The following is a 26340-nucleotide window of genomic DNA, read 5'->3' as shown; positions in this document are numbered from 1 at the left end:
GCGACGCTGCGGGCTGCTTTCAAGAGCGGGCGACTTGCTCTTGGCGTGGCTGGATTCGCGCGGCTTGCGCACGAGTTGGCTGATAGTTGGCATAAGCCCTCTTCCGTAACCTTTTGGGGTCTTTTGGTTAGGTCTGCGGCCTACGTCACAAGGCCCAGACGTCTACAACAAGCCATCCGGCAGCGCGGCCCCGAGCAGGAAGCCGCAACCGGGGCGAACCGGAAGAGGAACATGCACGGGCCGCACGATCGTGCGGCATGAAAACCTGCTGGGGGAGGAACGCCGCGACGCGGCTCTTGAGAAAGGCAGTGTTTGCGGGACATCCGAGCGATTGTGCCTGCCGGATATTGCAATTCTGCACATCAAAGAACGCGCGGCCCGGGCGAGCCGACTCCAGAGAGCTTGCCATAATAGCGTGCCCCGCGCGAGACTGTCAACGAAAGATGTGCTCGGGCGTACCGCGGCGGGCACAAGGGGGCCCGGACTAACTAGAATGGCGCGTCGCCACACTCGCCGCCGGCCCGATCCATGCCCAGAACGAAAAAAGACGCCCCGGCTCCGCGCGGCGCCGGCCGGCCCATCGACAGCCAGTCGGTAGGCCGGGATCGTATCATCGACTGCACCGTGGGCCTGCTCAAGCGCCGCACCCCGGAAGAACTCACCATCCTCGAGATCGCCGCCGAAGCGGGGGTGAACCGGTCGCTGGTGCGCTATTACTTCGGCGATCTGCGGGGTTTGCTGCACGAGGTGACCGAATTCCTCATGCGCCAGCTGCAGGACCGCATGGAACAGGCGCTGCGGCAGCCGGGGCCCCTGCGCGAGCAGCTCAAGGCACGCCTGGCGCTGCGCCTCGAGTTCATGCGGCAGCATCCCCATTTCGAGCGGCTGGCGCTGGCCGAGATCTACCATGCCCCCAGGAGCGAGGACGACGCGGACGCGCCGACGCCCATCCAGCGCGTCACCGCGCGCGGGTTGGAGATCACCGCCATGCTTTTTCCCGAGGGCGCGCCCCCGGCCGTCGATCCGCGTTTCGTACACCTGATATTGATAGGCGTGCCCGCCTTCGTCTCGACGGCCCAGCCGCTCATCGAGACCCTGTTCGGAACCGGCCCCCGGGCCGAGACGATGATGGATGCCTACGTCGACTTCGTCGCGCGCATGCTGGAAGACCAGATCCGGCCGGAAGGCGGCAAGCAGCCCCCCTCGCCCGGCACCTAGGGATTCCCCCGACGTTGACGCCCGGTTCCAGCCGCCTTATCCTGATTTTAATTACCACTTATGGTAATTATTGACCGGCCGAATGCGGGCGGATTCGGGGGATGGCCTTGGAATATCTGCGCAATGCCTGGTATGCAGCCGCGGCGGAAGCCGAGGTCACGCGCGCCCCCCTGCGCCGGGTGCTCCTGGATACGCCGGTGGTATTGTTCCGCGGCCTGGACGGCGGCCCCGTCGCCCTGCAGGATCGCTGCGCGCACCGCTTCGCGCCGCTGTCCCGGGGCACCGTGCATGGCGACGAAATCCAGTGCGGCTACCATGGGCTGCGCTACGACCGCACCGGCCGGTGCGTGCACAACCCGCACGGCCCGCAGATCCCCGCCCACGCCGGCATCCGCGCCTATCCGCTGGTGGCGCGCTACGGCTTCATCTGGCTGTGGGCGGGCGATCCGGCGCGCGCCGACGCCGCGCTGCTGCCCGACCTGTCTCCGTTCGACGCACGGCCGGGATACCGGACGCAATGGGGCTACCTGCGCATCGAGGCGCACTACCAGCTCGTCATCGACAACCTGCTCGACCTCAGCCACGTCGAATACCTGCATCCCGCCTTTGCCACCGGCGGCGCCATCGGCAATACCCGCCATGAAGTCCTCGAGGCGGATGGCGTGGTCCATGCGAACCGCTGGAAGCCGGGCTGTACCGTCAGCCCGCTGCTGGGCCGGTGCTGGGGCAGGCCCGGCGCCACCGGCGACGCGCGGTCATGCATCCGCTGGCATCCCCCCAGTACCCTGTTCCTGGACGTCGGCGCCACCGAGGCCGGCGCCGACCCCCGCGACGGGGTCACCCTGTCGTTCCTGCACCTGCCGACGCCGGAAAGCGGCACCCGCACGCATTACTTCTGGGCGGCAACGCGCAGCCAGTCCCCGGCCGACGACGAACTGACCGACTGGATACAAGCGACCACCGAACGCGCCTTCATGCTGGAAGACGAACCGATGATCGAAGCGCAGCAGGACAACCTCGGACCGGGCGCCGACATGGCGTCGCTGCATCCGGTCTACCTCGCTCCCGACCTGGCGCCGGTCAAGGCGCGCCGGATGCTCGCCCGCCTGATCGAAGCCGAACGCAACGCCCAATCTCCCGGCACCCGCTAGCCCCCCGCCCTGCCCCCGCCATTCACGTGAAGGAGTATCCGCCATGCTGCCTCCCCGCTCATCGATACTGCGCGCCGCCGGGTCGCTGGCCTGTTGCTGGGCGCTGGCCGGGACCGGCGTCCAGGCCGCGGCTGCGCCGGAAGAGATCACGGTCCTGACCCCCGCCCCGCCCACGCTGCCCGGGTTCGCGCCGTGGATACTGGCGCAGGCCCGCGGCTACTACCAGGCCCAGGGCCTGAAGGTGAATCTGATGGCGGCCAATGGCGGCGGGGTCCAGGTGGCCAAGCAGGTGGGCGCCGGCACCGCCCTGGCGGGCAGCTCGGTGGGCGACGCCCCGCTGTTCCTGCGGCCCAACGGCATCCCCATCAAGGTTGTCGCCGTGCTGGGCGGCCACTCCCTGATGCGCGTCGTGGTCCACGAGGACGACACCCGCATCAAGACACCGGCGGACCTGCGCGGCAAGACGGTCACGGTCGGCTCGTACACCGATTCGATCTATTACAGCTTCCTGGGAATGCTCAAGCACTACGGCGTGGACAAGAAGGCCGTGAACGTCCAGGCCGCCGGCCCGACCGGCGTCTGGAAACTGTTCGCCACCCGCGAAGCCGACGCCATGGTCGCCACGCCCGACTGGGCCCTGGCGGCGATCAACGCGGGCGCCAAGGTACGCGTGTTCCATGGCGACCAGGTATTTCCCGGCCTGCCCCAGGCCATCGTGGCCTCGGACGAAACGATACGCACCCGGCCCGAGCTGGTCCAGAAAGTGGTCGGCGCCACCCTGCGGGCCATGCGCGAGATCATGCAGGACCCGGACGCCGCCGTCGACGACTTCATCGCCGCCGTTCCCGCCTACCAGGACAAGCGCGACTACGTCGCGCAGATCATCGGCGCGTACGCCCGCGACATCTATCCCGGGCAGGCCGTACCCGGCAAGATGGACCCGGCCCTGCTGGGACGGCTGCAGGACTTCTATGTCAAGGAAGGCTTGCTGGCCAGGCGCGCGCCGCTGGAAGACTTCTATACCGACCGCTTCGTCGGCAAGGCGCCGTAGCGCCCCATCGTCCGGAGACATCATGCTGATCCGCCCCCTTACGCCGGCCATAGGTTCGGAAGTGCTGGACATCGACCTTGCCGACGCGGCCGAGGTCACCCGCCACGCCGACCGGCTGCGCGCCCTCCTGGCCGAGCGCCAGGTCATCTTCTTCCGCGAGCAGCGGCTCTCGCCCGATGCCCAGGTGTTCTTCTCGCAAGTGTTCGGCAACGTCGAACCGGTGTCCTCGACCTTCCCGTCGCACCCGGCCAACCCCTACGTGGAAATGCTCGTGACCCGCGGCAAGGAGACCGGCACCGACATCTGGCACGCCGACCTGACCTGGCAGCCCCGCCCGCCGGTGGCCGCCTGCCTGTACGCGGTCGAGGTGCCCGAGGTAGGCGGGGACACCATGTGGGCAAGCATGACGGCGGCGCACGACTCGCTGGACGAAGGACTGCGCCGCTACCTGGCGGGCATGACCGCCGTTCACCATTGGGAAGCCCCCGCGCTCGTGAACAACCTCAAGGGCAAACCCGACGGCGACGAGCAGTACCACGCCATGCGCCGCCGCTATCCTCCGGTGGACCAGCCGGTCTTCCTGGCCCATCCCGCCACCGGCAGGCGCGTGGTCTTCGTCAACAGCCTGTACACCACGCGCATCAACCAGATGGGGCACGACGACGGCGCCCACATGCTGTCCTTCCTGGCGGGCCTTGCGCGCGTGCCGGAATGGCAGGTGCGGTTCAACTGGCGCAAGGGCTCGGTGGCCGTCTGGGACAACCTGGCCACCCAGCACTATGCGGTCAACGACTACTACCCCTCGCCGCGGACCATGCACCGCGTGTCGATCCGCTAGGGCCGGCACGCGCGGGTCAGCTCCGGCCGCGTACTTCCGGCGGCTCCTGCACCTGGGGCGTGGCCGCCGCCAGGATCTCCGACCGGTTCCCACTGCGTGGCGGATAGATGCGCTCGCGGTTGATGGTCCGCTTGGTCGCCTTGGCCGCTTCGCGCGTCGAGATGATCCGGCGGTCCCAGCCGCCGGTATAGACGGCGCCCCACTCGCCCAGGTCCAGCACGGTCACGTACCAGTCGATGTACAGGGGCAGCATGGGTTCGCCGATCAGGTCCGCCGCGACGTTGTAGCCGGCGTAGCGGCCCATGGGCCGGCCATGCTGGCAGGACATGACCGAGGCATGTTCGCCATCGAGTACCGCGCGGGCGGCGTCCCCGGCGGCGAACACGTGGGGCATTCCCCGCACGCGCATGAACTCGTCCACTTCCAGGCGGCCGAGCCCGTCCCTTGCCGCGGGGAAGGCATCGCCCAGGCCGTTGGCCCGCATGCCGGCGCACCAGACGACGGTCGCCGCCTCGATCCGCTCCCCGCCGGCCAGCGTCGCGCCGCGTGCGTCCAGCGCAGCGATGGACACGCCCGTGCGCATTTCCACGCCCTGGGCAGCCAGCGCCTCGACGATGACGGGCCGCGCCTCGTCGCCCATGTCCGGACCGATGAAGGGGCTGGCATCGGCCAGGACGACCCGGGGTGCCGGCCGGTCGTGCGCCTGGGCCGACAGCTTCGCAAGCCTGGCTGGCAGCTCGCACGCCAGCTCGATCCCGGTCAGGCCCGCCCCTACGACCAGCACGCGCAGCCGGCCCGGGTCCCGGCCGCCACGCGCCAGCGCGTGCAGGTGCGCATCGAGCCGCTTGGCGCCGTGATAGGTATCGATGTCGAAGGAATGCTCGGCCAGGCCGGGAATGGATGGCCGCTGCACCCGACTGCCCAGCGCGTAGACGAGGCGGTCATAGCGGACGGGCACCACGCCCGCGTCCGTGCGCACCTCGACCATGCGGCGCTCGGCATCGACGCCGGTGACCACGCCGCGGAGCCGCTCCACGCCTATCGGATCCAGCACCTGCGAAAACGGTACGATGGTCGCGTCGAGGTCCTCTTCGTAATTGCGGACGCGGATGCTGTGGAAATCGTTCTGATCGACCAGGGTCACGCGCACGGCATCCGGGCCGATGCCGTGTTCCTCCAGCTTCCTGGCGGCGCCTACCGCGCTCCACAATCCGGCGAAGCCGCCGCCCAATACCACGATGCGTTTCATCTAGACAGCTCCTTTGCTTCAAACATAACAGGCCGGCACGCTACATGCCGATGTAGTCGCGCACCAGCTCGGGTCGGTCCCGCAGCGCTTGCGAGGAGCCCCGCCACACGACGGCGCCCTTCTCGAGGATGTAGTGGCGATCGGCCACCCGCATCAGCGGTCCCAGGTTCTTGTCGATCACCAGCAGCGCGAGTCCGCGCCGCTTGAGCAGTTCGATGCAGCGCCAGATGTCGCCCCGGACCAGCGGTGCCAGCCCTTCGGTGGCCTCGTCCAGGATCAGCAGCTCCGGCGCCGTCATCAACGCGCGGCCGATGGCGAGCATCTGCTGTTCGCCGCCGGACAGATGGCACCCCAGGTTCCGCTCGCGCTCGCGCAGCCGCGGAAACATGCCGTAGATGTCGTCCAGGGACCAGCCGGCCGTCCGGCTTGGCGACACGCGCGCCGTGGCGATCAGGTTCTCGCGTACCGTCAGGTTCGGAAAGACCCGCCGGCCCTCGGGCACCAGCCCCAGGCCGGCCCGCGCGATCTGGTGCGCGCCCAGTGGCCGCAGGCTGCGGCCCCGCCATTCGACGTCGCCTCCCCGCAGCCGCAACAGCCCCATGATGGACTTGACGGTGGTGGACTTGCCCATGCCGTTGCGGCCCAGCAAGGCGACACATTCGCCTGCGTGGATCTCCAGGTCGACGCCGAACAGCGCCTGGCTGGTTCCATACGCCGCCTCGACGCCGCTCAGGCTGAGCAGCGGCGCCGGCGTCCTCTCGTTCGACCGGACCCGTTCAATCATTTCCATCTCCCAGGTAGGCGGTGCGCACCTCGTCGTTGCCGCGGATCTCTTCCGGCGTGCCGCAAGCGATGACGCGGCCGTAGGACAACACGCTGATACGGTCGGCCAGGGCAAAGACCGCGTCCATGTCGTGCTCGACCAGCACGATGCTGTAGGCACGCTTGAGCTCGCGCAGCAAGTCCACCAGGCCGGCGGTTTCCCGCCGGCTCATGCCCGCCATGGGCTCGTCCAGCAACAGCACTTCGGGCCGCATGGCCAGCGCCATGGCGATCTCCAGTTGCCGCATCTCGCCGTGGGCCAGCGTTCCCGTACGCCGCCGGGCGGCCGACGCCAGCCTGACGCGCTCGAGCGCGTCGCGCGCCGGGCGTGCCAGGCTCTCGTCGCCACGGGCCCGCCGCCAGAACCGGAAACTGTGCCCCTGCCCCGCCTGCACCGCCAGCATCACGTTCTCGAGCACGGTGAACTCCCGGAACACCGACGTGATCTGATAGGAGCGCCCCAGGCCCGACAGGGCGCGCCGGTAGACCGGCATGCGCGTGATGTCCCGCCCCCGGAGCGTGATGCGGCCGCTGTCGGGGGCGATCTCTCCGGCCAGTTGATGGATGAGCGTGGTCTTGCCCGCGCCGTTGGGGCCGATGACGGCATGAAGCTCGCCCTTCTTCAGCTCGAGGCTCAGGTCGTCGGTCACCTTCAGGGCGCCGTAGCGCTTGGCCAGCCCGCTCGCGCACAGGATGTCAGTCATCGGCGTCTCCACCCGTCGCCACGGCGCCATAAAGCCCGCGCCTCGCGAACAGGACGACCCCCACGACGAAAACGCCGAAGAAACCCAGCCAATGGGTACGCACCAGGTCCGCCAGCACGGGAGGCAGTTCGAGCGGCATGCTGGACAGGAACTCCTCCAGCAGCACGAAGGCCGCCGCCCCCACGATCGGCCCCAGCAACGTCGCCATGCCGCCCAGCACGCACATCAGCACCAGATCCCCCGACAGGGTCCAGCTCATGTACGAAGGCGATGCGAAACGAGCCAGGTTGGCCAGCAGCACCCCCGCCACCACCACGATCATCGCCGACAGCACGTAGGCGGCCAGGCGGTAGCGCAGGATGGGAAAGCCCAGGGCCTGCATGCGGCGCGGATTCTGGCGGCTGCCGCGCAGCGCCATGCCGAAACGCGAGCCGACCAGCCGGTGGCACAGGAAACAGACCGCAGCCAGCAAGGCCAGCACCAGCAGGTAGAACTGGTAGGGGTCGCCCAGCGACAGGCCCGGCACGCGGCTGTGCTGCGCGATGGTCAGCCCGTCGTCGCCGCCGTACTGCTTCAGGCTGATCGCCAGGAAATAGAACATCTGCGCGAAGGCCAGCGTGATCATGATGAACGCCATGCCGCTGGTCTTCAGGCAGATGAGCCCCACGACCAGCGCCACGGCCGCGCCGACGGCCAGCGCCACCGACATGTGGACCAGCCCCGAATCCACGCCGTGGGCCGACAGGATTCCCACCGAATAGGCGCCCACGCCCAAGTACATCGCATGGCCCAGGCTGACCATGCCGCCGTATCCCAGCACCAGGTTCAGGCCCACGGCCGCCAGCCCGAGGATCATGATGCGCGCGACCAGGCCGAGCCAGAACGGCTGGCCCAGCAGATGGGCGGCCACCGGCACCAGGCACAGCGCCAGGAAGACCGCGGCGGCGGGAGCAGCGCGGCGAACGGCCATTGCGACGGCCGCCGCGCCCGTGCCGCGCGGCAGTGCCTCCTTGGCATACGGGGTCGAGCTCATGCGTGCCTCACCGGAAAGAGTCCGTGCGGGCGCATGGCCAGCACCAGGGCCATCAGCAGGTAGATGAGCATGGACGCGACCGCCGGACCCGCGGCCTGGGCAAAGGCCTTGCTTGCCAGCGCATCGAACACCGCCGGCAGGAAGGCACGCCCCAGCGTATCGATCAGGCCGACCAGCAGCGCGCCGTAGAAAGCCCCCCGTATGGAGCCGATGCCGCCGGTCACGATGACGACCAGGGTCAGCACCAGCACGGGCTCGCCCATGCCGGGCTGCACCGACAGGATGGGACCGGCCATCACGCCCGCCAACCCGGCAAGGCCGGCTCCCAGCCCGAAGATCAGGGCATTGAGCAGGCGGATGTTGACGCCCATCGCGCCCACCATTTCCGCATCGGCCGCGCCGGCGCGTATCAGCATGCCCACGCGCGTCCGGTTGATCAGGGCATAGAGCGCGAGGCCCGCCGCCAGCCCGACCGCGATGATGGCGAACCGGTACGCGGGATACGGGAAGCCGAACAGGTCCACCGTTCCGGACAGCACCTGCGGCACATTGATGTAGACCGGCGCCGGCCCCCAGGCGAAGCGCACGATCTCGTTGAAGACCAGGATCAGGCCGAACGTGGCCAGCACCTGGTCCAGATGGTCGCGCGAGTACAGGCCGGCCAGCACCAGGCGATCGACCGCCAGGCCAATCAGTATGGTGGCGGGCACGGCCAGCAGCAGCGCCAGCAGGAAGGAGTCGAAGGCCCCCAGCATGGCCGCCGCCAGATAGGCGCCCATCATGTAGAGCGATCCGTGCGCGAGATTGACGAAGTTCATGATCCCGAACACCAGCGTGAGGCCGGCCGACATCAGGAACAACAGGATGCCGAGCTGCAGGCCGTTCAGCACCTGGGTGGCGATGAGTTGAGCGTTCATGGCGCGGGCGTCATTCCATCGGGCATTCGGCGTGATAGGCATCGCGGTGGTCCTTCAGCGGAGTCGCGATGGTCTTGAGCGTCACGCGGCCGCGCGCATCCTTCATCACTTCGAACACGTGCATGTCCTGGACGGGGAAGTTGTTGTTGCCGAACCTGAACGCGCCGCGCACCGACGGAAAGTCCGCCTGCCTGAGCGCCGCCATGAACACGCTCTTGTCCTCGACGCGGCCGCCCACCTTCTTCAGCGCCGAATCCAGCAGCTGCGCGCCGTCATAGCTCTGCGCCGCGTAGTGGGAAGGAATGCGTCCGTACTTCTTCTCGAACCCGGCCACGAAGGCGCGGTTGGCCTCGTTGTCCAGGTCCGGCCCCCAGGCGGTGCCGGTGATCACCCCCAGGGCGCTTTCACGCTGGGCGGGAAGGTTGATGGCGTCGGTCGTGGACGCGGACAGCACCGGTATCCGGCCCAGCAGTCCCGCCTGCTGGTACTGGCGCAGGAAGTTCACGCCCAGCCCGCCGGGATAGAAGACGAACACGGCATCGGGCTTGCTGGCCGCGATCCGCGTCAGCTCGGCGGAAAAGTCCTGCTGGCTGAGCGGGGTATAGATTTCATCCAGCAGTGGCGCCTTGTAGTAGCGCTTGAACCCGGTCACGAAATCGAAGCCCGACTGATAGTTGGGCACCATGGTGATGACCCGCTTGTAGCCCTTGGACGCGGCGTAGTGGCCCACAACCTCGGCCTGCTGGTCGTTCTGCCACGAGGTGCTGAAGAAATAGGGCGAGCAGGCCTTGCCGGCCAGCTGGCTGGGCCCGGCGTTGGTGCCGATCAGGAAGACCTTCTTCTGCGTGACGCGCGGATGCACGGCCAGCATGACGTTCGAGAACGTCACTCCGACGATGATGGGCACGTCGTCGCGGCCCGTCAGGCTCTCGACCAGTTGCACGCCCACCTCCGGCTTGAGCTGGCTGTCCGCCTTGACCACGCTGATCTCCCGGCCGCCCAGCTTGCCGCCGTTGCGGTCCAGATAAAGCATGAAGCCGTCGTACATGTCCTGGCCCAGCGCGGCCTGCGGCCCCGACAGTTCGGCCATGAAACCGATCTTCAGTTTCTCCTGCCCGGCCGCGTGCGCGGCGGCCAGGGTCGCCAGGGCCATGCAGGCCCCGATGCAGACGCCCATCAGGCGATGGTGCTTTTTCATGTCGTCTCCTTCCGCCCGCCTTGTCGCGAACGTTGTCGTTACCGGTCCGCATCTCGTCGTTCCCGGCCATAATCTGGATATTTAATAACCAGATTTAGAAGCGGATTCTGGTCTCGTTCACGACGCTAGTCAATCACAATCTGGATGTGTATAGTCCGGATTATCCATTACGAGGCATGAGCCATGAGGATGAGTGAAGGCGTGGAATGGGGCCTGCATTGCTGCGTGGCCCTGGGTTGGATAGGGCAGGACGAGGTGGTGTCCACCGCCAGGCTGGCGGCCAAGTTCGGGCTGCCCGCCGCCTATCTGAACAAGTCGCTGCAGGCGCTCGCGCGGGCCGGCATCCTGGCCTCGTCCGCCGGCCCCAAGGGCGGCTTCCGGCTGGCGCGCCCGCCGGCGCGGATCACCCTGCTCGAAGTGGTCGATGCCATCGAGGGCCAGGAAGCGGCGTTCCGCTGCTCCGAGATCCGCCGCAACGGCGAAGGCGCCGCGCCCCCGGCCGAATGCCGCCGCCCCTGTGCCATTGCTTCGGCCATGCGCGGCGCCGAAGCCGCCTGGCGCAAGGAGCTGTCGCGCCAGACGATCGCCATGGTCATGGACAAGGCGCCCCGCAGCGCGGCCGAACGCACGGTACGCTGGCACGCCTTTGCCTGAACGGCCGCGCCCGCTCCGTTACTTTTTGATACACAAGGCTGAGCACGCTTTGTGCGTTCCGTCTCGGCTTCTTGGCTAGGATGGGCCAGCGTAGGGCAAAGACGACAGCGTCTTTGGACCCGATCCTCAACCTCGCTTTCAGGAGTCCGACGATGAGCGACAAGACCTCCCTTCCCGGCCACAGCACCACCAGCGCCGGTGCCCCTGCCCCCAGCGACCGCAACTCGCTGACGGTGGGCAGCGACGGACCGCTGGTCCTGCACGACGTGCATTTCCTCGAACAGATGGCGCACTTCAACCGTGAAAAGGTCCCCGAGCGCCAGCCCCACGCCAAGGGCTCGGGCGCGTTCGGCGTGTTCGAGACCACCGAGGACGTCTCCCGCTACACCAAGGCCGCCCTGTTCCAGAAAGGCTGTAAGACGGAAATGCTGGCCCGGTTCTCGACGGTGGCCGGCGAGTCCGGCAGCCCGGACACGTGGCGCGACGTGCGCGGCTTCTCGCTGAAGTTCTATACGAGCGCAGGCAACTATGACCTGGTCGGCAACAACACGCCCGTCTTCTTCGTGCGCGATCCGATGAAGTTCCCCCACTTCATCCGCAGCCAGAAGCGCCTGCCCGACTCCGGCCTGCGCGACGCCCACATGCAATGGGATTTCTGGACGCACAATCCGGAAACCGCGCACCAGGTCACCTACCTGATGGGCGACCGCGGCATTCCCCAGTCCTGGCGCCACATGAACGGCTTCGGGTCGCACACCTACATGTGGGTCAACGCGGCGGGCGAGAAATTCTGGGTCAAGTACCACTTCCACAACCAGCAGGGCGAGAAGAACCTGACCAACGAGGAAGCCGCCCGCATCGCCGGCCAGGACGCGGACTACCACCGGCGCGACCTGTTCGAGGCGATCGCGCGCGGGGAACATCCCAAGTGGGTGATGTCGGTGCAGGTCATGCCCTATGCCGATGCCAAGACCTACCGCTTCAATCCCTTCGACCTGACCAAGGTGTGGCCGCACAAGGACTACCCGTTGATCAAGGTCGGCGTGATGACGCTGAACCGCAACCCGGTGAACTTCTTCGCCGAGATCGAGCAGGCCGCCTTCTCGCCAGGCAACACCGTGCCCGGCATCGGCCTGTCCCCGGACAAGATGCTGCTGGGCCGCGCCTTCGCCTACAACGACGCGCACCGCGCCCGCATCGGCACCAATTTCCACCAACTGCCCGTGAACCGTCCGAAGGTGCCGGTCAACACCTACATGTTCGACGGCCACATGGCCTATGAACATGCCGGCAATGCCGCCACCTACGCGCCCAACAGCGAAGGACGCGCCTGGGCCGACGGCGGCGCCGCGCCGGAGGAAAGCTGGGAGGTCGATACCAGCCTGGTGCGCGAAGCCTACAAGCTGCGCAAGGACGACGACGACTTCGGCCAGGCCGGCGCGCTGGTGCGCGACGTGTTCGACGATGCGCAGCGCCAGCGACTGGTCGATACCGTGGTGGGCGCGCTGAAGTCCGGCGTGCGCTCGCCGGTGCTCGAACGGGTGTTCGACTACTGGAAGCAGGTCGACGCCGACATCGGCCGCCGCATCGAGGCCCAGTACAAGGCGTAGGTCCCGGCCGGGAGCTCCGGCTCCCGGCCTTCCCATCTGGTCCGGAACTTGCAAGCACACCGGTTGATGACCGGCCGGCGCACTCATCCGGGGCACGCGTTCCTCACCATTAGGTGATTCCCCCAATGAGCGGCCGGCCAAATACTCAGTACAGTGACTATATTGTTCAGCCTACTGAGTAATTTGGTGCATCAAGGCACACATCCAGTGCGCCTCCTCGATCCGATCAACCCGACCCTGCGAGCTCCCCCATGCTGACCAAGATGCCCGTCCAACTGCTGTGCTCCCTGGCCTGCGCCGCCGCCCTCCTGCCCGCGGCGCGGGCCGAGGTCAAGGCCGCCCCCACCTTCCCCGTCAAGACGGTCGAGATCACCGTGCCCTATGCCGTGGGCGGCGGGGTCGACATGCTGGCCCGGCTCATCGGCGACCAGCTCGGCAAGCTGGGGCAGGCCGTCATCGTCGACAACAAGGCCGGCGCCGGCAGCACCGTGGGCACCCGCATCGTCGCGGGCAAGCCCAAGGACGGCCACTCCCTGCTGATGATGAACGACGCCTATTCCCTGGCGCCCGCCATCTACAAGAACCTGGGCTACGACCCCAAGAAGGACCTGGCGGCCGTGATCAATGTCGCCTACGCTCCCATGCTGGTGGTCGTACCGGCATCCTCGCGCTTCAAGACCCTGGCCGACGTGGTGGCGGCGGGCCGCCAGCCGGGTTCCAAGCTGTCCTACGGCTCCTGCGGCGCCGGCACCGATCCGCACCTGGCGGGCGAGATGATGAACATCGAATTCAAGATGAGCAACGTGCACGTCCCGTACAAGGGCTGTGGTCCCGCCCTGGTCGACGTCCTGGGCGGGCAGGTGGACCTGGCGGTGGTCACCATCTCCGGCGCGCTGACCTACGTGTCCTCGGGCAAGCTGCGCGCGCTGGCCATCACCTCCGGCGAACGCTCGAAGGCCGTGCCCGACGTGCCCACCGTGGCCGAGAGCGGCGCGCCCGGCTTCAACCTCAGCCAGTGGCAGGGCCTGGCGGTTCCCGGCGGCACGCCGGAAAACATCAAGATGGACATCTACAAGACGGTGTCGGCCATCATGAAGACCGACGCCATGCGCAAGCGCCTGGAAGACCTGGGTTACACCACCGCGGACGAAGGCCCGGCCGCGTTCCAGAAGATCGTCAACGACGACATCGACCGTTTTGCCGCGCTGGCCCGCAAGATCGGCCTGAGCGCGGACTGAGATTCCCCGCATCCACGAAAGGAAAACCGATGAACAAGCTGAACATCAGTCTCTCCGTAGGCAACTACGACCGCACCCAGGCCCTGTTCGACGGCCGTGTCGCCATCGAGGGCTGCAACGTGCGCGCCGTGCCGCTGGAGCCGGAAGAGGCCTTCCACCGCGCCTTCCGCTACGAGGAGTTCGACGTGACGGAAATCTCCATGAGCAGCCACATGATGACCACGGCGCGCGGCGACAACAAGTACGTCGCGGTGCCCGCCTTCCTGTCGCGGGTCTTTCGCCAATCGGGCATCTACGTGCGCACCGACCGCGGCATCGAGCGTCCGCAGGACCTCAAGGGCAAGACCATAGGCGTGCCCGAATACCAGATCACCGCGAACGTCTGGATCCGCGGCATCCTGGAAGACGAATACGGCGTCAAGCCGGCCGACATCAAGTGGCGGCGCGGCGGCGTCGAGGAACCCGGCCGGGGCGAACGCGCGCCCATCGAGCTGGATCCATCCATCGACCTGAAGCAGATCCCCGACGACAAGACCCTGTCGGGCATGCTGGAGTCCGGCGAGATCGACGGCTACATCGGCGCCCGCGCGCCGTCCTGCTTCCTGCGCGGCGCGCCCAACGTCGGCCGCCTGTTCGGCGACTACATCGACGCCGAGAAGGACTACTTCCGCCGCACGCGCATCTTCCCCATCATGCACATGGTGGGCATACGCAAGTCGCTGGTGGAAGAGAATCCCTGGCTGCCGGTCAGCGTCTACAAGGCCTTCCTGAAAGCCAAGGCCCTGGCCGTCAAGGAACTGGACGAGATCTGCCACCTGGCCGTCACCCTGCCCTGGATGGTCCACCACCACAACGAGGCCAAGGCGCTGATGGGCGAGGACTACTGGCCCTACGGCCTGCCCGACAACCACCACGTGATCGAGACCTTCGCGCGCTATCACCACGAGCAGGGCCTGTCGCGCCGCCGGGTCGCGCCCGAGGAGCTGTTCGCCGCCTCGTCCCTCGACCTGTCGAAGATCTGAAGGCGCCATGAAAGCTCCCGCCGTCGACTACGTGGCGCCGCACAGCCTGGACGAGGCGCTGCAATGCCTGGCCGGCACCGACAACGCGCGGGTGCTGGCGGGCGGCCAGTCGCTGATGGCCATGCTGAACATGCGGTTCGCGTTCCCGGACTGCCTGGTGGACATCAACCGCATCCCGGAACTGGCCTACCTGCGCGACGAGGGCGACACGATCCGGATCGGCGCCATGACCCGCCAGCGCGACGTCGAGTTCTCGGACCTGGTCCGCGACCGGCTGCCCATCCTGCGCGAGGCGATCCTGAACGTCGGCCACCGGCAGACGCGCAACCGCGGCACGGTGGGCGGCAGCCTGTGCCAGCTCGACCCCTCGGCCGAGATCCCCACCATTGCCATGGCCCTGGACGCCCGGGTCCACGTGGCCAGCGCCGCCGGCACGCGCAGCCTGGCGATGGCGGATTTCCCCGCCGGCTACATGACGCCGGCGCTGGAGGCCGACGAGATGCTGGTGGGCGTGTCGATGCAGCCCTGGGAGCCGGGGCACGGCTGGAGCTTCCTGGAGTTCTCGCGGCGGCACGGCGACTTCGCCATCGCGTCGGCCGCCGTGCTGCTGCGCTTCGGCCCCGATGCCCGGGTGGACCGCTGCTCCATCACCCTGGGCGGCGTGTCGACGGCGCCCGTGCGCATGGGCCAGGCCGAACAGGCACTGCTGGGCACCAAGGCCGAGGCGGCCGACATCGAGCGGGCCGCCGCGCTGTGCGGCGCGGTGGAGGCCAGCTCCGACGCCTACGTGCCCGGCTGGTACCGCCAGCGGCTGGCGCTCGTCCTGTCCGGCCGCGCGATCACCCGCGCGCTCGAGCGCGCAACGAGATGAGATTCCCCATGGCAACGACGCAAGATCCCCGCCCCGTGCACCTGTCCGTCAACGGCAAGCCCTGCCAGGGCATGGCCGCGCCCCGCCTGCACCTGGCCGATTTCCTGCGCGGCGAACTGAAGCTGACCGGTACCCACGTCGGCTGCGAGCACGGTGTCTGCGGCGCCTGTACGGTGCTGGTGGACGGCGTCTCGGCGCGCAGCTGCCTGATGCTGGCGGTCCAGGGCGAAGGCTGCGCCATCACCACCGTGGAAGGCCTGGCCGCCGACGAACACGACACCCATCCGCTGCAGCAGGCCTTCCATGAACTGCACGCGCTGCAATGCGGCTTCTGCACGCCCGGCATCCTGATGTCGCTGTCCGAGCTGCTGGCCGCCAATCCCGACCCCGACGAGGGCACCGTGCGCGACGTGCTGTCGGGCCACCTGTGCCGTTGCACGGGCTACCAGAACATCGTGGCGGCGGCGCTGCGGGCCGCGCAGCTCCTGCGCGAACGAGGCGGCCATGCACGCTGAGCGCCAACTGACCGCCATCCCCGGCATGGGCGCGAGCCCCGGCCGCGTCGAGGACGATGCGCTGCTGCGGGGCAAGGCCTGCTTCCTGGACGACGTGCCCGTCCCCGACGCGCTGCACGCCTGCTTCGTGCGCAGCCCGCATGCCCACGCGCGGCTGCGCGGGGTGGACGCGAGCCGGGCGCGCACCATGCCCGGCGTCGTCGCGGTCTATGCCCGTCAGGACCTGTTCGGGCACGTCACCTCGTGGCGCATGCCGCTGGGCTTTCCGCTGGCGGCCCTGCCCGAGGACACGACGCCCTTCGCGCTGGCCGGCGACGAGGTCGCCTTCGTGGGCGAAGCCTACGCCGTGGTGGTGGCCCGGACCCGGCACGAGGCCGAGGACGCCGCGGCCGCCGTGCAGGCGGAGTTCGAGGTCCTGCCCGCCATCGCGGACTGCCGCCAGGCCGTGCGCGACGATGCCCCGCGGGTGCGCACCGAGCTGGCCAGCAACGTGCTGCAGGACTACACCCTGGCCTACGGCGACTGCGACGCGGCCTTCGACCGCGCCGACATCGTGCTGGACGACGAATTCCGGGTCCATCGCGGCTGCGGCCATCCCATGGAAGGGCGCGGCGTGGTGGCCATGCTCGACCCCGCCACCGGCATGCTGACCGTCTGGTCCTCGACCCAGATGGCGCACGAGCTGCACTACACCATCGCCCACATGCTGGACCAGCCCGAGGACCGGTTGCGGGTGATCACGCCCGACGTGGGCGGCGGCTTCGGCGCCAAGTTCATGATCTACCCCGAGGAAATCGTGGTGCCGGCCGTCGCCCGCGCGCTGGGCCGGCCGGTCAAGTGGGTGGAGGACCGCCGCGAGAACTTCCTGACCACCATCCAGGAACGCGACCAGTTCTGGCGCATCTCGGTGGCCGCCGACCGCGACGGCCGCGTGCTGGGCGTGCGCGGCGGCTTCGTCCACGACCACGGCGCCTATACGCCCCAGGGCACCAACGTCCCGTACAACGCCGCCTCGTCCATGACCGGGCCCTACGTCGTGCCGGCCTTTTCGCTGCACGTGCAGGTGGCCTATACCAACAAGGTGCCGGTCGCGACCATACGCGGGGCCGGCTATCCGCAGGCGGCCTTCGTCATGGAACGCATGATGGACAGGCTGGCGGCCGCCGCGGGCATCGACCGGCTCGAATGCCGCCGGCGCAACCTGATTCCCCCGGAGAAGATTCCCTACACCAAGCCGCTCAAGTCGCGCGCCGGCGTGCCGCTGGTCATCGACAGCGGCGACTTTCCCGCGCTCCAGGCCACCGCCGCCCGGGCCATCGACTACGACGGCTTCGCGCAGCGGCGGGAAGCCTCGGCCCGCGCCGGCCTGCTGCGCGGCATCGCGCTGGCCAACAGCGTCAAGCCTACCGGACGCGGCCCCTACGAAACCGCGCGCGTCCGCGTGCATCCGTCCGGCCGCATCGTGGTCCACACCGGCGCCCTGGCCATGGGCCAGGGCATCAAGACCACGCTGGCGCAACTGTGCGCGGCGCATCTGGGCGTGGAACCGCAGGCGGTGGAGGTCTCGGCGGGCGATACCGGCCTGGCCGGCTACGGCATGGGCGGCTTCGCCAGCCGCCAGGCCATGATGGCCGGCTCGGCCGTCTCCGAGGCCGCCGCCAGGGTCCGGGACAAGGCGCTGGCCACGGCCGCCGCCGTGCTGGGCGTGGACGCCGGCGAACTGACGCTGAGCCAGGGCGAGGTGCATACCCCGGACTTCGCCAAACGCGTCCCGCTGGCCCGGCTGGCCATGCTGCTCAAGGGCGTGCCCGGCTACGCGCTGCCCGTCCCCGGCGATCCGGGCCTGGACGCGACCGTACATTTCCACTGCGACGCCCAGGCCTACGCCGGCTCCTCGCACGCCTGCGAAGTCGAGGTCGATCCGCTGACGGGCGCCGTCCACGTGCGGCGCTACGTGGCCGTGCAGGACAGCGGCAACCTGATCAACCCGCAGATCGCGCACGGCCAGGTCCATGGCGGCGTGGTGCACGGCATCGGCAACGCGCTGTTCGAATGGATGGGCTACGACGACAACGCCCAGCCCCTGACCACGACCTTCGCGGAATACCTGCTGCCCACCGCGCCGGAGGTGCCTCCCATCGAGGTCATCTTCCAGCCCTCGCCCACCCGGCTGAACCCGCTGGGCGTCAAGGGCATAGGCGAATGCGCGACGCTGGCGGTGGCCGCCGCGGTGATAGGCGCCGTCGAACACGCGCTGGACGGCCACGGCGTGCGCATCACCGAATTCCCGCTGACCCCGGTGCGCCTGGCCGAGCTGCTCGACCCGCCGGCCCAGGACACCACGGCGCCCAGCGCCAACCCTTGACTCCGATCGCAGACGCCATGGAATTCACCAATCGCTTTCACGTCCCGCTGCCGCTGGAAGAAACCTGGAAACTGATGCTGGACGTTCCCCGCATCCTGCCCTGCCTGCCCGGAGCCCGGCTCAAGGAAGCGCTGGGCGACGACAAGTACCTGGGCTCGGTGTCGGTCAAACTGGGCCCGATCAAGCTGGCCTTCGACGGCCAGGCCGAACTGGTACGCAAGGACGATGCGCAGCACATCGCCTGGCTGCGCGGCTCCGGTCTCGACCCCAAGGGCCGTGGGTCGGCCCAGTCGGAATTCAGCTTCGCGCTGGTCCCCGCCGCCGGCGGCGGCACCGACGTCACCGTCACCACCCAGTTGCAGCTGTCGGGCGCGGTGGCGCAGTATGGGCGCGGCAGCGGCATGATCGCCGAAGTCGCGGGCCACATCCTCAAGCAGTTCGAGCACAACCTGGCCGCGTCCCTGCAGGACGACGCCGATGCCGCCGAACCGGCCGTGCCCGGGGCGCCCGCGCGGCCCGCCGCCACGATGCAGGACGAGGCGGCCGCGCCCCGGCCGGCCACGGGTTCGGGCAGCGCGCCCGCATCGCCCGAAGCCCAGGCCCTGCTGCTGCAGGCGCAGGCCGTGCTGGCCCAGGCGCAAGCGGTGCTGGCGGCCACGCAGCAGGCCCTGAACCAGAACCGGCGCGGCGCGAGCCGAACCACGCCGCCGCCCCAGGAACTGAACATGCTCAGCATAGGCATGAAGGCGTTCTGGTCCCAATTCAAGCAAGGCGTGGGCGGGCTGTTCGGCCGCCGCTAGCCCACGCCGGCCCCGTGCTTGGGGCCGCACCACGAAATTCAGCATACTGATAAACGGAAGCATCATGAACTGGACACGAATCGCCGCGGTGGACGAAGTCGAAGACGACGCCGGCATGCCGTTCAAGCTGGACGGCCGCGACCTCGCCCTGTTCCGCAGCGGCGGCGAGTTCTTCGCCGCCGACAACGTCTGCACCCATCAATATGCGCTGCTGACCGACGGCTATGTCGAGGACGGCTGCGTGGAGTGCCCGCTGCACCAGGCGCAGTTCGACCTGCGCACCGGCGAGCCGCGCTGCGCGCCGGCCACGCAGCCCATCCGGATCTATCCGGTCAAGGTCGAGGACGAGGCCGTCTATGTCGCCGTCGAATGACACCGCCGCGCCCCTGGTCATCGTCGGCGCGGGACAGGCCGGCGCCATGGCGGCGCGCGCCCTGCGCGAACTCGGCCATGCCGGCGAACTGGTCCTGATCGGCGACGAGCCCCATGCGCCCTACGAACGCCCGCCCCTTTCCAAGGCCGTGCTGGCCGACGAACAGTTGCCGGACATCGGCCTGCTGCCCGAGCCTTTCCAGGTCCAGGCCGGCGTCGCGCTGAAAGCGGGCCGGCGCGTCGTCCGGCTCGATCCCGCTCGGCGCGAACTGCACCTGGACGACGGCACGGTCCAGCCCTATCGCGCCTGCCTGCTCGCCACCGGCGGCGACGCCCGCGTCCTGCCGGCCCTGCCGCCCGGCACGCCGGGCGTGCACTACCTGCGCACGCTGGACGACGCGCAGGGCCTGCGCGCGGCCCTGCGCGCCTCGGGCAGCATGCTGGTGATCGGCGGCGGCTTCCTGGGGCTGGAGATCGCCTCCACCGCCCGCGCGCTGGGCCTGGACGTGACCGTGGTCGAACTGGGGCCGGCGCTGCTGAGCCGCGCGATGCCGGCCGAGGTCTCGCGCTGGCTGGCCGCGCGCGCCCGGGCCCATGGCGTGCGCCTGCACCTGGACGCGAAGCTGGCGCACCTGGCCCCCGTCGCCGGCGGAATCGCCGCCACGCTGGCGGACGCGGGTGAGCTGCGCGCGGAACTGGCCGTGGTGGCCGTGGGCCAGGTGCCCAGCGTGGCGCTGGCGCGCGAAGCCGGATTGCTGATCGATGCCGGCAACGGCGGCATTCGGGTGGACGCGCGCTGCCGCACCAGCGCCGAAGGCGTCTACGCCGCGGGCGATTGCGTCAGCGGCTTCGATGCCGCCACCGGCATGCACCGCCGCCTCGAATCCTGGCAGAACGCCAACGAACAGGCGCGCATCGCCGCGGCTGCCATGCTGGGCCAGGATGCCGAACCGTCGCCGCCGCCCTGGTTCTGGACCGATCAGTTCGGCTGCAACATCCAGATGCTGGGCCATGGCGCGCCCGGCCTGTCCTACCGGCTGCGCGGCCAGTTGCCGGAAGGCCGGGAGCCGGGCAAGGCCATGCTTTTCGGCATCGACGGCGATCGTCTGGTCCACGCCGTCGCCATCAACGCCGGCGGCGACCTGCGCGCCTTCCGCGGCGTGCTGGGCCGCCGCCTGGCCTGCCCGCCCGAAACACTGGCCGACCCCGCCATCCCCGCCAAACAGCTTGCGCGCCTGGCCCTGGGCCCGGCGTCCGCCTAGCCCCGGAACGAAAGGAAGCACGATGTACAAGAACCAGGAAATCCTCGACTACACGGTCGGCGCCAAGAACGGTCCCGCCGACGACTATGCCTGGCCGGCGGACGACCACCTGATTCCCGACTGGGTCTACACCAGCCAATCGGTGTACGAGCGCGAGATGGAGCGCGTCTTCAAGGGCCGCGCGTGGAACTTCGTCGCGCTGGAGGCCGAGATCCCCAATCCGGGCGACTACAAGCGTTCCTACGTCGGCCCCGTGCCCGTCGTGGTCTCGCGCGCCGACGACGGCAGCATCCACGTCTTCGAGAACCGCTGCGCGCACCGGGGCGCGGAATTCTGCCGCAGCAGCCGGGGCCACGCGAAGGAATTCGTCTGCCCCTACCACCAGTGGTCCTACGACCTGAAGGGCAACCTGCAGGGCATCCCCTTCAAGCGCGGCGTGAACAAGCAGGGCGGCATGCCGCGCGAGTTCCGCAATGAAGAACACGGCCTGCTCAAGCTGCACGTCACGACCCGGCACGGCGTGGTCTTCGCGTCGTACTCGCCCGACGTGGAGCCGCTGGAGGAATACCTGACGCCCGAGATCCTGAAGGACTTCGACGTCGTCTTTCCCGGCAAGCCGCTCAAGATCCTGGGCTATTACAAGAACGAATTGCCCTGCAACTGGAAGATGTATCACGAGAACCTGAAGGATCCGTACCACGCCACGCTGCTGCACTCGTTCCTGGTGGTGTTCGGCCTGCTGGTCGCGGGCAACGATTCGGCCATGATCGCCGACCCGGTGCACCACCGGCACGGCACCATGGCCTCGGCCAAGAAGGAAGACAAGTACGCCGCCGTCAGCGAGGAGAACAAGAAGGAGATGCGCTCCTTCCACGACGGCATGCGGCTGCAGGACGACCGCTTCCTGGAGTTCGTGAAGGAATTCGACTCTCCCTGGTCGGTCACCATGCAGACCATCTGGCCCAACCTGGTCGTGCAGCGCGAGATGAACACGCTGGGCGTGCGCCAGATCGTGCCCAACGGCCCCCACAGCATGCTGATGATCTGGACCATGTTCGGCTACGAGGACGACACGCCCGAGATGACCCGGCACCGTCTGCGCCAGGGCAACCTGATGGGGCCCGCGGGCTTTCTGGGCCTGGAGGACAACGAGGCCATGAAATTCGTGCAGGAGGGCGTGCGCCGCAGCAGCCTGGACATGAACGTCGTGAAGCTGGACGCGGGCAACGTCGGCACGGCCACGTCGCTGATCTCGGAAGCCGCCATACGCGGCATGTACCAGTACTACAGAGAAGTCATGGGATGGAAAAAAGCATGATGACATTGCAGCTTTCAGGCTATGCGCCCTCGCGCGTGGACGCACGGCGGGCGGCGGAGCTGCGGCCGCTGGTCGAGCATTTCAACATCGAGTACTGCGCGGTGCTGGACAGCGGCCACATCGAGGAATGGCCGCGCTTCTTCACCGAGGACTGCATCTACCGGATCACCGCACGAGAAAACGCCGAGCTGGACATGCCGGTGGGGCTGGTCTATGCCGAGGGACGCCCCATGCTGCACGACCGGGCGGTGGCGATCTCGCGCACGCAGATGTTCGCGCCCCGCACCATGACTCATCTCCTGTCCGCCCCCCGCATCGTCGGCGAGGAAGGACAGGAAATCTGGGTCCAATGCAATTACGTGCTGTTCCAGACCCTGGTCGAAGGCCCCACCACGCTGCACCTGGCCGGCACCTACCACGACCGGTTCATCCGCGACGGCGACGAACTGCTGCTGCGCGAACGGCAGGTTGTCCACGAATCGTCGGTAATCGCCAACGACCTGGTCTACCCCGTCTAGGAGGAATGGAATTGACTACCCTACGCAAGATCGCGCTGGAAGAACACTTCATGATGCCGGGCTTCGAGACCTACTCGAAAGCCTTCCTGAACTTCATCGACCCGGCCACCATGAAGGAGCTGGGCCAGCGGCTGGCCGACTTCGACACGCTGCGGCTCGATGAAATGGACCGCGCGGGCATCGAGCTCGTCGTGCTGTCCCAGTCCGGCCCGGGCGTGCAGGCCGAACCCGACACCGCGCTCGCGCTGCGCCGGGCGCGCGAGAACAACGACTTCCTGGCCGAGCGGATCGCGCGGCGGCCCGACCGCTACGCCGGCTTCGCCATGCTGCCCATGCACGATCCGCACGAGGCCGCGCGCGAACTGGAGCGCAGCGTGAAGCAGTTGGGATTCAAGGGCTCGCTGGTCAACGGCCACACGCTGGGACGCTACTACGAAGGCCGCGAATACGATCCGTTCTGGGAACGGATGCAGGAGCTGGACGTGCCCATGTACCTGCACCCCATCGACCCGTGGAAGCCGCTGCACGCGCTGGACGGCGCGCCGGTGCTGGCCGGCGCCAGCTGGGGCTGGGGCGTCGAGACCGCCAGCCACGCGCTGCGCATGGTGTTCGGCGGCGTGTTCGACCGTTTCCCCCGGCTCAAGGTCATCCTGGGCCACATGGGCGAGGGCCTGCCCTTCCAGCGCTGGCGCTTCGACAGCCGCTTCGCCGCCTACCCCTACGGCATCAGCCTGAAACGGCGGCCGTCCGAATACATCGGCTCCAACCTGCTCATCACCACCTCGGGCGTGTGCTCGCATCCCACGCTGGTAGGCGCGGTGGGCGAGATGGGCGTCGATGCCGTGATGTTCTCGGTCGACTACCCGTACGAATCGACCGAGGCCGCCGCCCGCTTCATCGACAGCGCTCCCTTGGAACCCGCCCAGCTCGAAGCCATCTGCCATGGCAACGCGGCCCGTATCCTGGGCCTGTGACCCACAACCGACGGCGATCCCGGCCATGCCGGCCGGCGCCTGTTCATTGATACGGCGGCCTCTTCCTTACAGCGAGCCCTTCATGTCGAACAGCCAACTCCTCTACGGCGCCAACGTGCGCGCCAATGGCATCCGCCAGCACTACCTGCGCTACGGCGGCGCCGACGGCGAACGCGCCTCGCGCGATCCCGTCATCGTCGTCCCCGGCATCACCAGCCCCGCCATCACCTGGGGCTTCGTGGGCGAACGCCTGGGCCGGCATTTCGATACCTATGTCCTCGACGTGCGCGGCCGCGGCCTGTCCGCCGCCGCCCCCGGCCTCGATTACAGCCTGGACGCCCAGGCCGAGGACCTGATCGCGCTGGCCGAGGCGCTGGGCCTGGCGCGCGCCAGCGTGGTGGGCCACTCCATGGGCGCCCGCATCGGCCTGCGCGCCGCGCGCATCGGCATGCCCGCCATGGCCCGCCTGGTGGCGGTCGACCCGCCGGTTTCCGGCCCCGGACGCCGCCCCTACCCCGCCAAGCTGCCCTGGTACGTCGACTCGATGAAGGCCGCGCGCGCCGGCATGGACTGGACCGCCATGCGCGAGTTCTGCCCCACCTGGACCGAGGAACAGCTGCGGCTGCGCGCCGAATGGCTGCACACCTGCGACGAGGAAGCAGTGCTGGCCAGCTTCGAGGGCTTCCACACCGACGACATCCATGCCGACCTTCCTGCGATCAGCCAGCCCGTGCTGCTGATGACCGCCGAGCGGGGCGGCGTGGTCGAGGACGCCGACGTCGCGGAGTTCGCAAGCCTGCTGGCCTCGATGCAGACCGTGCGCGTGCCCGGCGCCGGCCACATGATTCCGTGGGACAACGAGGAAGGCTTCTACGAGGCCTTCGGCACGTTCCTCGGCGTTTCGATCTGATATCCCTCCCACCTCCAGACCACAGGCAAGACCATGGCCATCAGCGACTATCCGTTCATCGAAGCCTGGCGCCAGGTGCTGACGCTGTCCCGCCTGGAGGCGGGGCAGACCGTGACCATCCTGACCAGCGCGTCCACCCATCCGCAGACCCTGTCGTGCGCCACCATCGCCGCGCAGTCCATGGGAGCCATCGTCAACCGGCTGGACCTGCCGCCGGTCAACGGCGAGAAGGCCCTGAGCCGGGACGCGCTGGCCTACCTCGGCACGACGCCCCTGACCGGCAACCACGCCGCCATCGCCGCCCTGAAGGCCAGCGACCTCGTCCTGGACCTCATGACCCTGCTCTTCTCGCCCGAACAGCACGAGATCCTGCAGACCGGCACCAGGATCCTGCTGGCGGTCGAACCGCCCGAGGTGCTGATGCGCATGGTCCCCACCCAGCAGGACAAGACCCGCGTCACCGCCGCCGCCGCGCGCATCCAGGCCGCCCGCGAAATGCGCGTGCGCTCGGCCGCCGGCACCGACCTGCGCTGCGCCCTGGGCGAATTCCCCGCCATCAGCGAATACGGCTTCGTCGACGAGCCCGGGCGCTGGGACCACTGGCCCAGCGGTTTCGCGCTGACCTGGCCGAACGAGGGCGGCGCCAGCGGCCGCATCGTCATCGACCGCGGCGACATCCTGCTGCCGCAGAAATGCTACGTGGACGATCCCATCGCGCTCACGGTGGAGAACGGCTACGCCGTACGCATCGAAGGCGGCCTGTCCGCCGACCTGCTCAACGACTACATGGCGTCCTTCGACGATCCCGAGGCCTACGCGATCTCGCACATAGGCTGGGGATTGCAGCCGCGCGCCCGCTGGTCCACACTTGGGCTCTACGACCGCGAGGCCACGATAGGCATGGATGCGCGCGCATTCGAAGGCAACTTCCTGTTCTCGCTCGGACCCAACAACGAGGCCGGCGGCAGCCGCACCACCGCCTGCCACATCGACATCCCGCTGCGCCGCTGCACCGTCAGCCTGGACGGGCGGGACATGGTCGTGGACGGCAAGGTCCTCGACTAGACACGGAGCCATCATGCACAAGGAAATCTCGACCTACCAGCGCCAGGGATTCGGCGCCGACCTCGAACTGCGGGGCCCGGCCGCGCTGCTTATCGTCGACTTCGTCAACGGCTTCGCCGATCCGGCCATGTTCGGCGGCGGCAACATCCGCGACGCCATCGAGCGGACCACGGTCCTGCTGGCCGAGGCCCGCAGGCTGGGATGGCCCGTGGCCCACACGCGCATCGTGTTCGCCGACGACGACGCCGATGGCAACGTCTTCACGGAAAAGGTGCCCGGCCTGCTGAAACTGAAGGAACACGACCCCGCCAGCGCCATCGTTCCCGAACTGGCTCCGGCGCCTGGCGAACTCGTGGTGCGCAAGACGCTGCCTTCGGCCTTCTTCGGCACCACCCTGGCCGCATGGCTCACCCAGCGCGGCGTGCGCACGCTGATCGTGGCCGGCGCGGTCACCAGCGGCTGCGTACGCGCCAGCGTCGTCGACGCCATGTGCCACGGCCTGCGTCCCATCGTCGCCTCGGACTGCGTGGGCGACCGCGCGCTCGGCCCGCACGAGGCCAACCTGTTCGACATGCAGCAGAAATATGCCGCCGTCATGCCGCGCGACGAAGTGCTCCAGGCACTGGGAGCGGCCGCCAGCCGTTGATTCCTGGGTCTGGCGGATG

Annotated in this window: 26 protein-coding genes and 1 pseudogene; 20 read left to right on the top strand and 7 right to left on the bottom strand. The window is 68.6% G+C overall.

Features of this window, described 5'->3' with window-relative positions; genetic code table 11:
• A pseudogene (gene rpsL, locus WKR98_RS08045) lies at nt 1–93 on the bottom strand (30S ribosomal protein S12); the annotation flags it as partial.
• Between the two features lie 435 nt (nt 94–528).
• Here rpsL and WKR98_RS08040 point away from each other — a divergent pair.
• From WKR98_RS08040 to WKR98_RS08025, 4 genes are all read left to right on the top strand, one after another.
• Complete coding sequence (locus WKR98_RS08040) at nt 529–1218, top strand: TetR/AcrR family transcriptional regulator (RefSeq protein ID WP_124687612.1); 690 nt, start codon at nt 529–531, stop codon at nt 1216–1218.
• Nucleotides 1219–1319: 101 nt separating this feature from the next.
• Nucleotides 1320–2369, top strand: a complete 1050-nt coding sequence (locus WKR98_RS08035) for an aromatic ring-hydroxylating dioxygenase subunit alpha (protein WP_341432596.1) — start codon at nt 1320–1322, stop codon at nt 2367–2369.
• A 43-nt stretch (nt 2370–2412) separates the two neighbouring features.
• The gene (locus tag WKR98_RS08030) at nt 2413–3420 is read left to right on the top strand and encodes an ABC transporter substrate-binding protein (RefSeq protein ID WP_341432595.1); all 1008 of its coding nucleotides are present in this window, start codon (nt 2413–2415) and stop codon (nt 3418–3420) included.
• Between the two features lie 22 nt (nt 3421–3442).
• Nucleotides 3443–4258 carry a TauD/TfdA dioxygenase family protein gene (locus WKR98_RS08025; RefSeq protein WP_124687609.1) on the top strand — a complete coding sequence of 272 codons (816 nt, stop codon included), beginning with the start codon at nt 3443–3445 and terminating at the stop codon, nt 4256–4258.
• A gap of 16 nt (nt 4259–4274) precedes the next feature.
• Here the strand turns inward: WKR98_RS08025 and WKR98_RS08020 are convergent, their stop codons facing one another.
• From WKR98_RS08020 to WKR98_RS07995, 6 genes are read right to left on the bottom strand one after another with little or no spacing between them, the layout of a single operon-like run.
• Nucleotides 4275–5507, bottom strand: a complete 1233-nt coding sequence (locus tag WKR98_RS08020) for an NAD(P)/FAD-dependent oxidoreductase (protein WP_341432594.1) — start codon at nt 5505–5507, stop codon at nt 4275–4277.
• Between the two features lie 40 nt (nt 5508–5547).
• Nucleotides 5548–6291 carry an ABC transporter ATP-binding protein gene (locus WKR98_RS08015; protein ID WP_124687607.1) on the bottom strand — a complete coding sequence of 248 codons (744 nt, stop codon included), beginning with the start codon at nt 6289–6291 and terminating at the stop codon, nt 5548–5550.
• Entirely contained in the window at nt 6284–7033 is a 750-nt protein-coding gene (locus WKR98_RS08010) for an ABC transporter ATP-binding protein (protein WP_341432593.1), read from the bottom strand. The genes WKR98_RS08015 and WKR98_RS08010 overlap by 8 nt, the downstream gene beginning before the upstream one ends.
• On the bottom strand, nt 7026–8066 hold the full coding sequence (locus tag WKR98_RS08005; protein WP_238160272.1) for a branched-chain amino acid ABC transporter permease: 1041 nt from the start codon (nt 8064–8066) through the stop codon (nt 7026–7028). Before WKR98_RS08005 ends, WKR98_RS08010 begins: the two co-directional genes overlap by 8 nt.
• Nucleotides 8063–8983, bottom strand: a complete 921-nt coding sequence (locus tag WKR98_RS08000; protein ID WP_124687605.1) for a branched-chain amino acid ABC transporter permease — start codon at nt 8981–8983, stop codon at nt 8063–8065. The genes WKR98_RS08005 and WKR98_RS08000 overlap by 4 nt, the downstream gene beginning before the upstream one ends.
• Nucleotides 8984–8993: 10 nt before the next feature.
• Nucleotides 8994–10181 carry an ABC transporter substrate-binding protein gene (locus tag WKR98_RS07995; RefSeq protein WP_341432592.1) on the bottom strand — a complete coding sequence of 396 codons (1188 nt, stop codon included), beginning with the start codon at nt 10179–10181 and terminating at the stop codon, nt 8994–8996.
• A 183-nt stretch (nt 10182–10364) separates the two neighbouring features.
• On the opposite strand from WKR98_RS07995, the gene WKR98_RS07990 reads away from it, so the two are divergent.
• The 16 genes from WKR98_RS07990 (at nt 10365) to WKR98_RS07915 (ending at nt 26321) form a co-directional block, all read left to right on the top strand.
• Entirely contained in the window at nt 10365–10835 is a 471-nt protein-coding gene (locus tag WKR98_RS07990) for an RrF2 family transcriptional regulator (RefSeq protein ID WP_124687603.1), read from the top strand.
• Between the two features lie 152 nt (nt 10836–10987).
• Complete coding sequence (locus tag WKR98_RS07985) at nt 10988–12445, top strand: catalase (RefSeq protein ID WP_341432591.1); 1458 nt, start codon at nt 10988–10990, stop codon at nt 12443–12445.
• Between the two features lie 251 nt (nt 12446–12696).
• Nucleotides 12697–13683, top strand: a complete 987-nt coding sequence (locus WKR98_RS07980; protein ID WP_341432590.1) for a tripartite tricarboxylate transporter substrate binding protein — start codon at nt 12697–12699, stop codon at nt 13681–13683.
• A 29-nt stretch (nt 13684–13712) separates the two neighbouring features.
• Nucleotides 13713–14705 (top strand): ABC transporter substrate-binding protein, encoded by a 993-nt coding sequence (locus tag WKR98_RS07975; protein WP_341432589.1) that lies wholly within the window; start codon nt 13713–13715, stop codon nt 14703–14705.
• 7 nt (nt 14706–14712) lie between these two features.
• A complete protein-coding gene (locus WKR98_RS07970) occupies nt 14713–15576 on the top strand; it encodes an FAD binding domain-containing protein (RefSeq protein ID WP_341432588.1) in 864 nt (287 codons plus the stop codon).
• A gap of 8 nt (nt 15577–15584) precedes the next feature.
• Nucleotides 15585–16091: a (2Fe-2S)-binding protein gene (locus WKR98_RS07965; protein WP_341432587.1), complete on the top strand. Its 507-nt coding sequence runs from the start codon at nt 15585–15587 to the stop codon at nt 16089–16091.
• The gene (locus WKR98_RS07960) at nt 16081–18456 is read left to right on the top strand and encodes a xanthine dehydrogenase family protein molybdopterin-binding subunit (protein ID WP_341432586.1); all 2376 of its coding nucleotides are present in this window, start codon (nt 16081–16083) and stop codon (nt 18454–18456) included. Before WKR98_RS07965 ends, WKR98_RS07960 begins: the two co-directional genes overlap by 11 nt.
• A gap of 17 nt (nt 18457–18473) precedes the next feature.
• Nucleotides 18474–19256: an SRPBCC family protein gene (locus tag WKR98_RS07955; RefSeq protein WP_124687596.1), complete on the top strand. Its 783-nt coding sequence runs from the start codon at nt 18474–18476 to the stop codon at nt 19254–19256.
• Between the two features lie 64 nt (nt 19257–19320).
• Complete coding sequence (locus WKR98_RS07950; RefSeq protein WP_124687595.1) at nt 19321–19629, top strand: non-heme iron oxygenase ferredoxin subunit; 309 nt, start codon at nt 19321–19323, stop codon at nt 19627–19629.
• Nucleotides 19613–20890 carry an NAD(P)/FAD-dependent oxidoreductase gene (locus tag WKR98_RS07945; RefSeq protein WP_341432585.1) on the top strand — a complete coding sequence of 426 codons (1278 nt, stop codon included), beginning with the start codon at nt 19613–19615 and terminating at the stop codon, nt 20888–20890. The genes WKR98_RS07950 and WKR98_RS07945 overlap by 17 nt, the downstream gene beginning before the upstream one ends.
• A 22-nt stretch (nt 20891–20912) precedes the next feature.
• Nucleotides 20913–22208: an aromatic ring-hydroxylating dioxygenase subunit alpha gene (locus WKR98_RS07940; RefSeq protein WP_341432584.1), complete on the top strand. Its 1296-nt coding sequence runs from the start codon at nt 20913–20915 to the stop codon at nt 22206–22208.
• Nucleotides 22209–22213: 5 nt separating this feature from the next.
• Complete coding sequence (locus WKR98_RS07935; RefSeq protein ID WP_370283089.1) at nt 22214–22726, top strand: aromatic-ring-hydroxylating dioxygenase subunit beta; 513 nt, start codon at nt 22214–22216, stop codon at nt 22724–22726.
• Nucleotides 22727–22737: 11 nt separating this feature from the next.
• Entirely contained in the window at nt 22738–23700 is a 963-nt protein-coding gene (locus WKR98_RS07930) for an amidohydrolase family protein (RefSeq protein WP_341432583.1), read from the top strand.
• Nucleotides 23701–23782: 82 nt separating this feature from the next.
• Complete coding sequence (locus WKR98_RS07925) at nt 23783–24610, top strand: alpha/beta fold hydrolase (RefSeq protein WP_341432582.1); 828 nt, start codon at nt 23783–23785, stop codon at nt 24608–24610.
• A gap of 33 nt (nt 24611–24643) precedes the next feature.
• A complete protein-coding gene (locus WKR98_RS07920; protein WP_341432581.1) occupies nt 24644–25675 on the top strand; it encodes a 2,5-dihydroxypyridine 5,6-dioxygenase in 1032 nt (343 codons plus the stop codon).
• A 13-nt stretch (nt 25676–25688) separates the two neighbouring features.
• Complete coding sequence (locus tag WKR98_RS07915; RefSeq protein ID WP_124687589.1) at nt 25689–26321, top strand: isochorismatase family protein; 633 nt, start codon at nt 25689–25691, stop codon at nt 26319–26321.
• Nucleotides 26322–26340: the final 19 nt, after the last annotated feature.

Origin of the sequence: Pigmentiphaga sp. YJ18 (assembly GCF_038066655.1) — a bacterium.
Classification (GTDB): Bacteria; Pseudomonadota; Gammaproteobacteria; order Burkholderiales; family Burkholderiaceae_B; genus Pigmentiphaga.
Note: the sequence above shows the minus strand (reverse complement) of the source record. Positions and strands in the feature narration are given on the sequence as shown.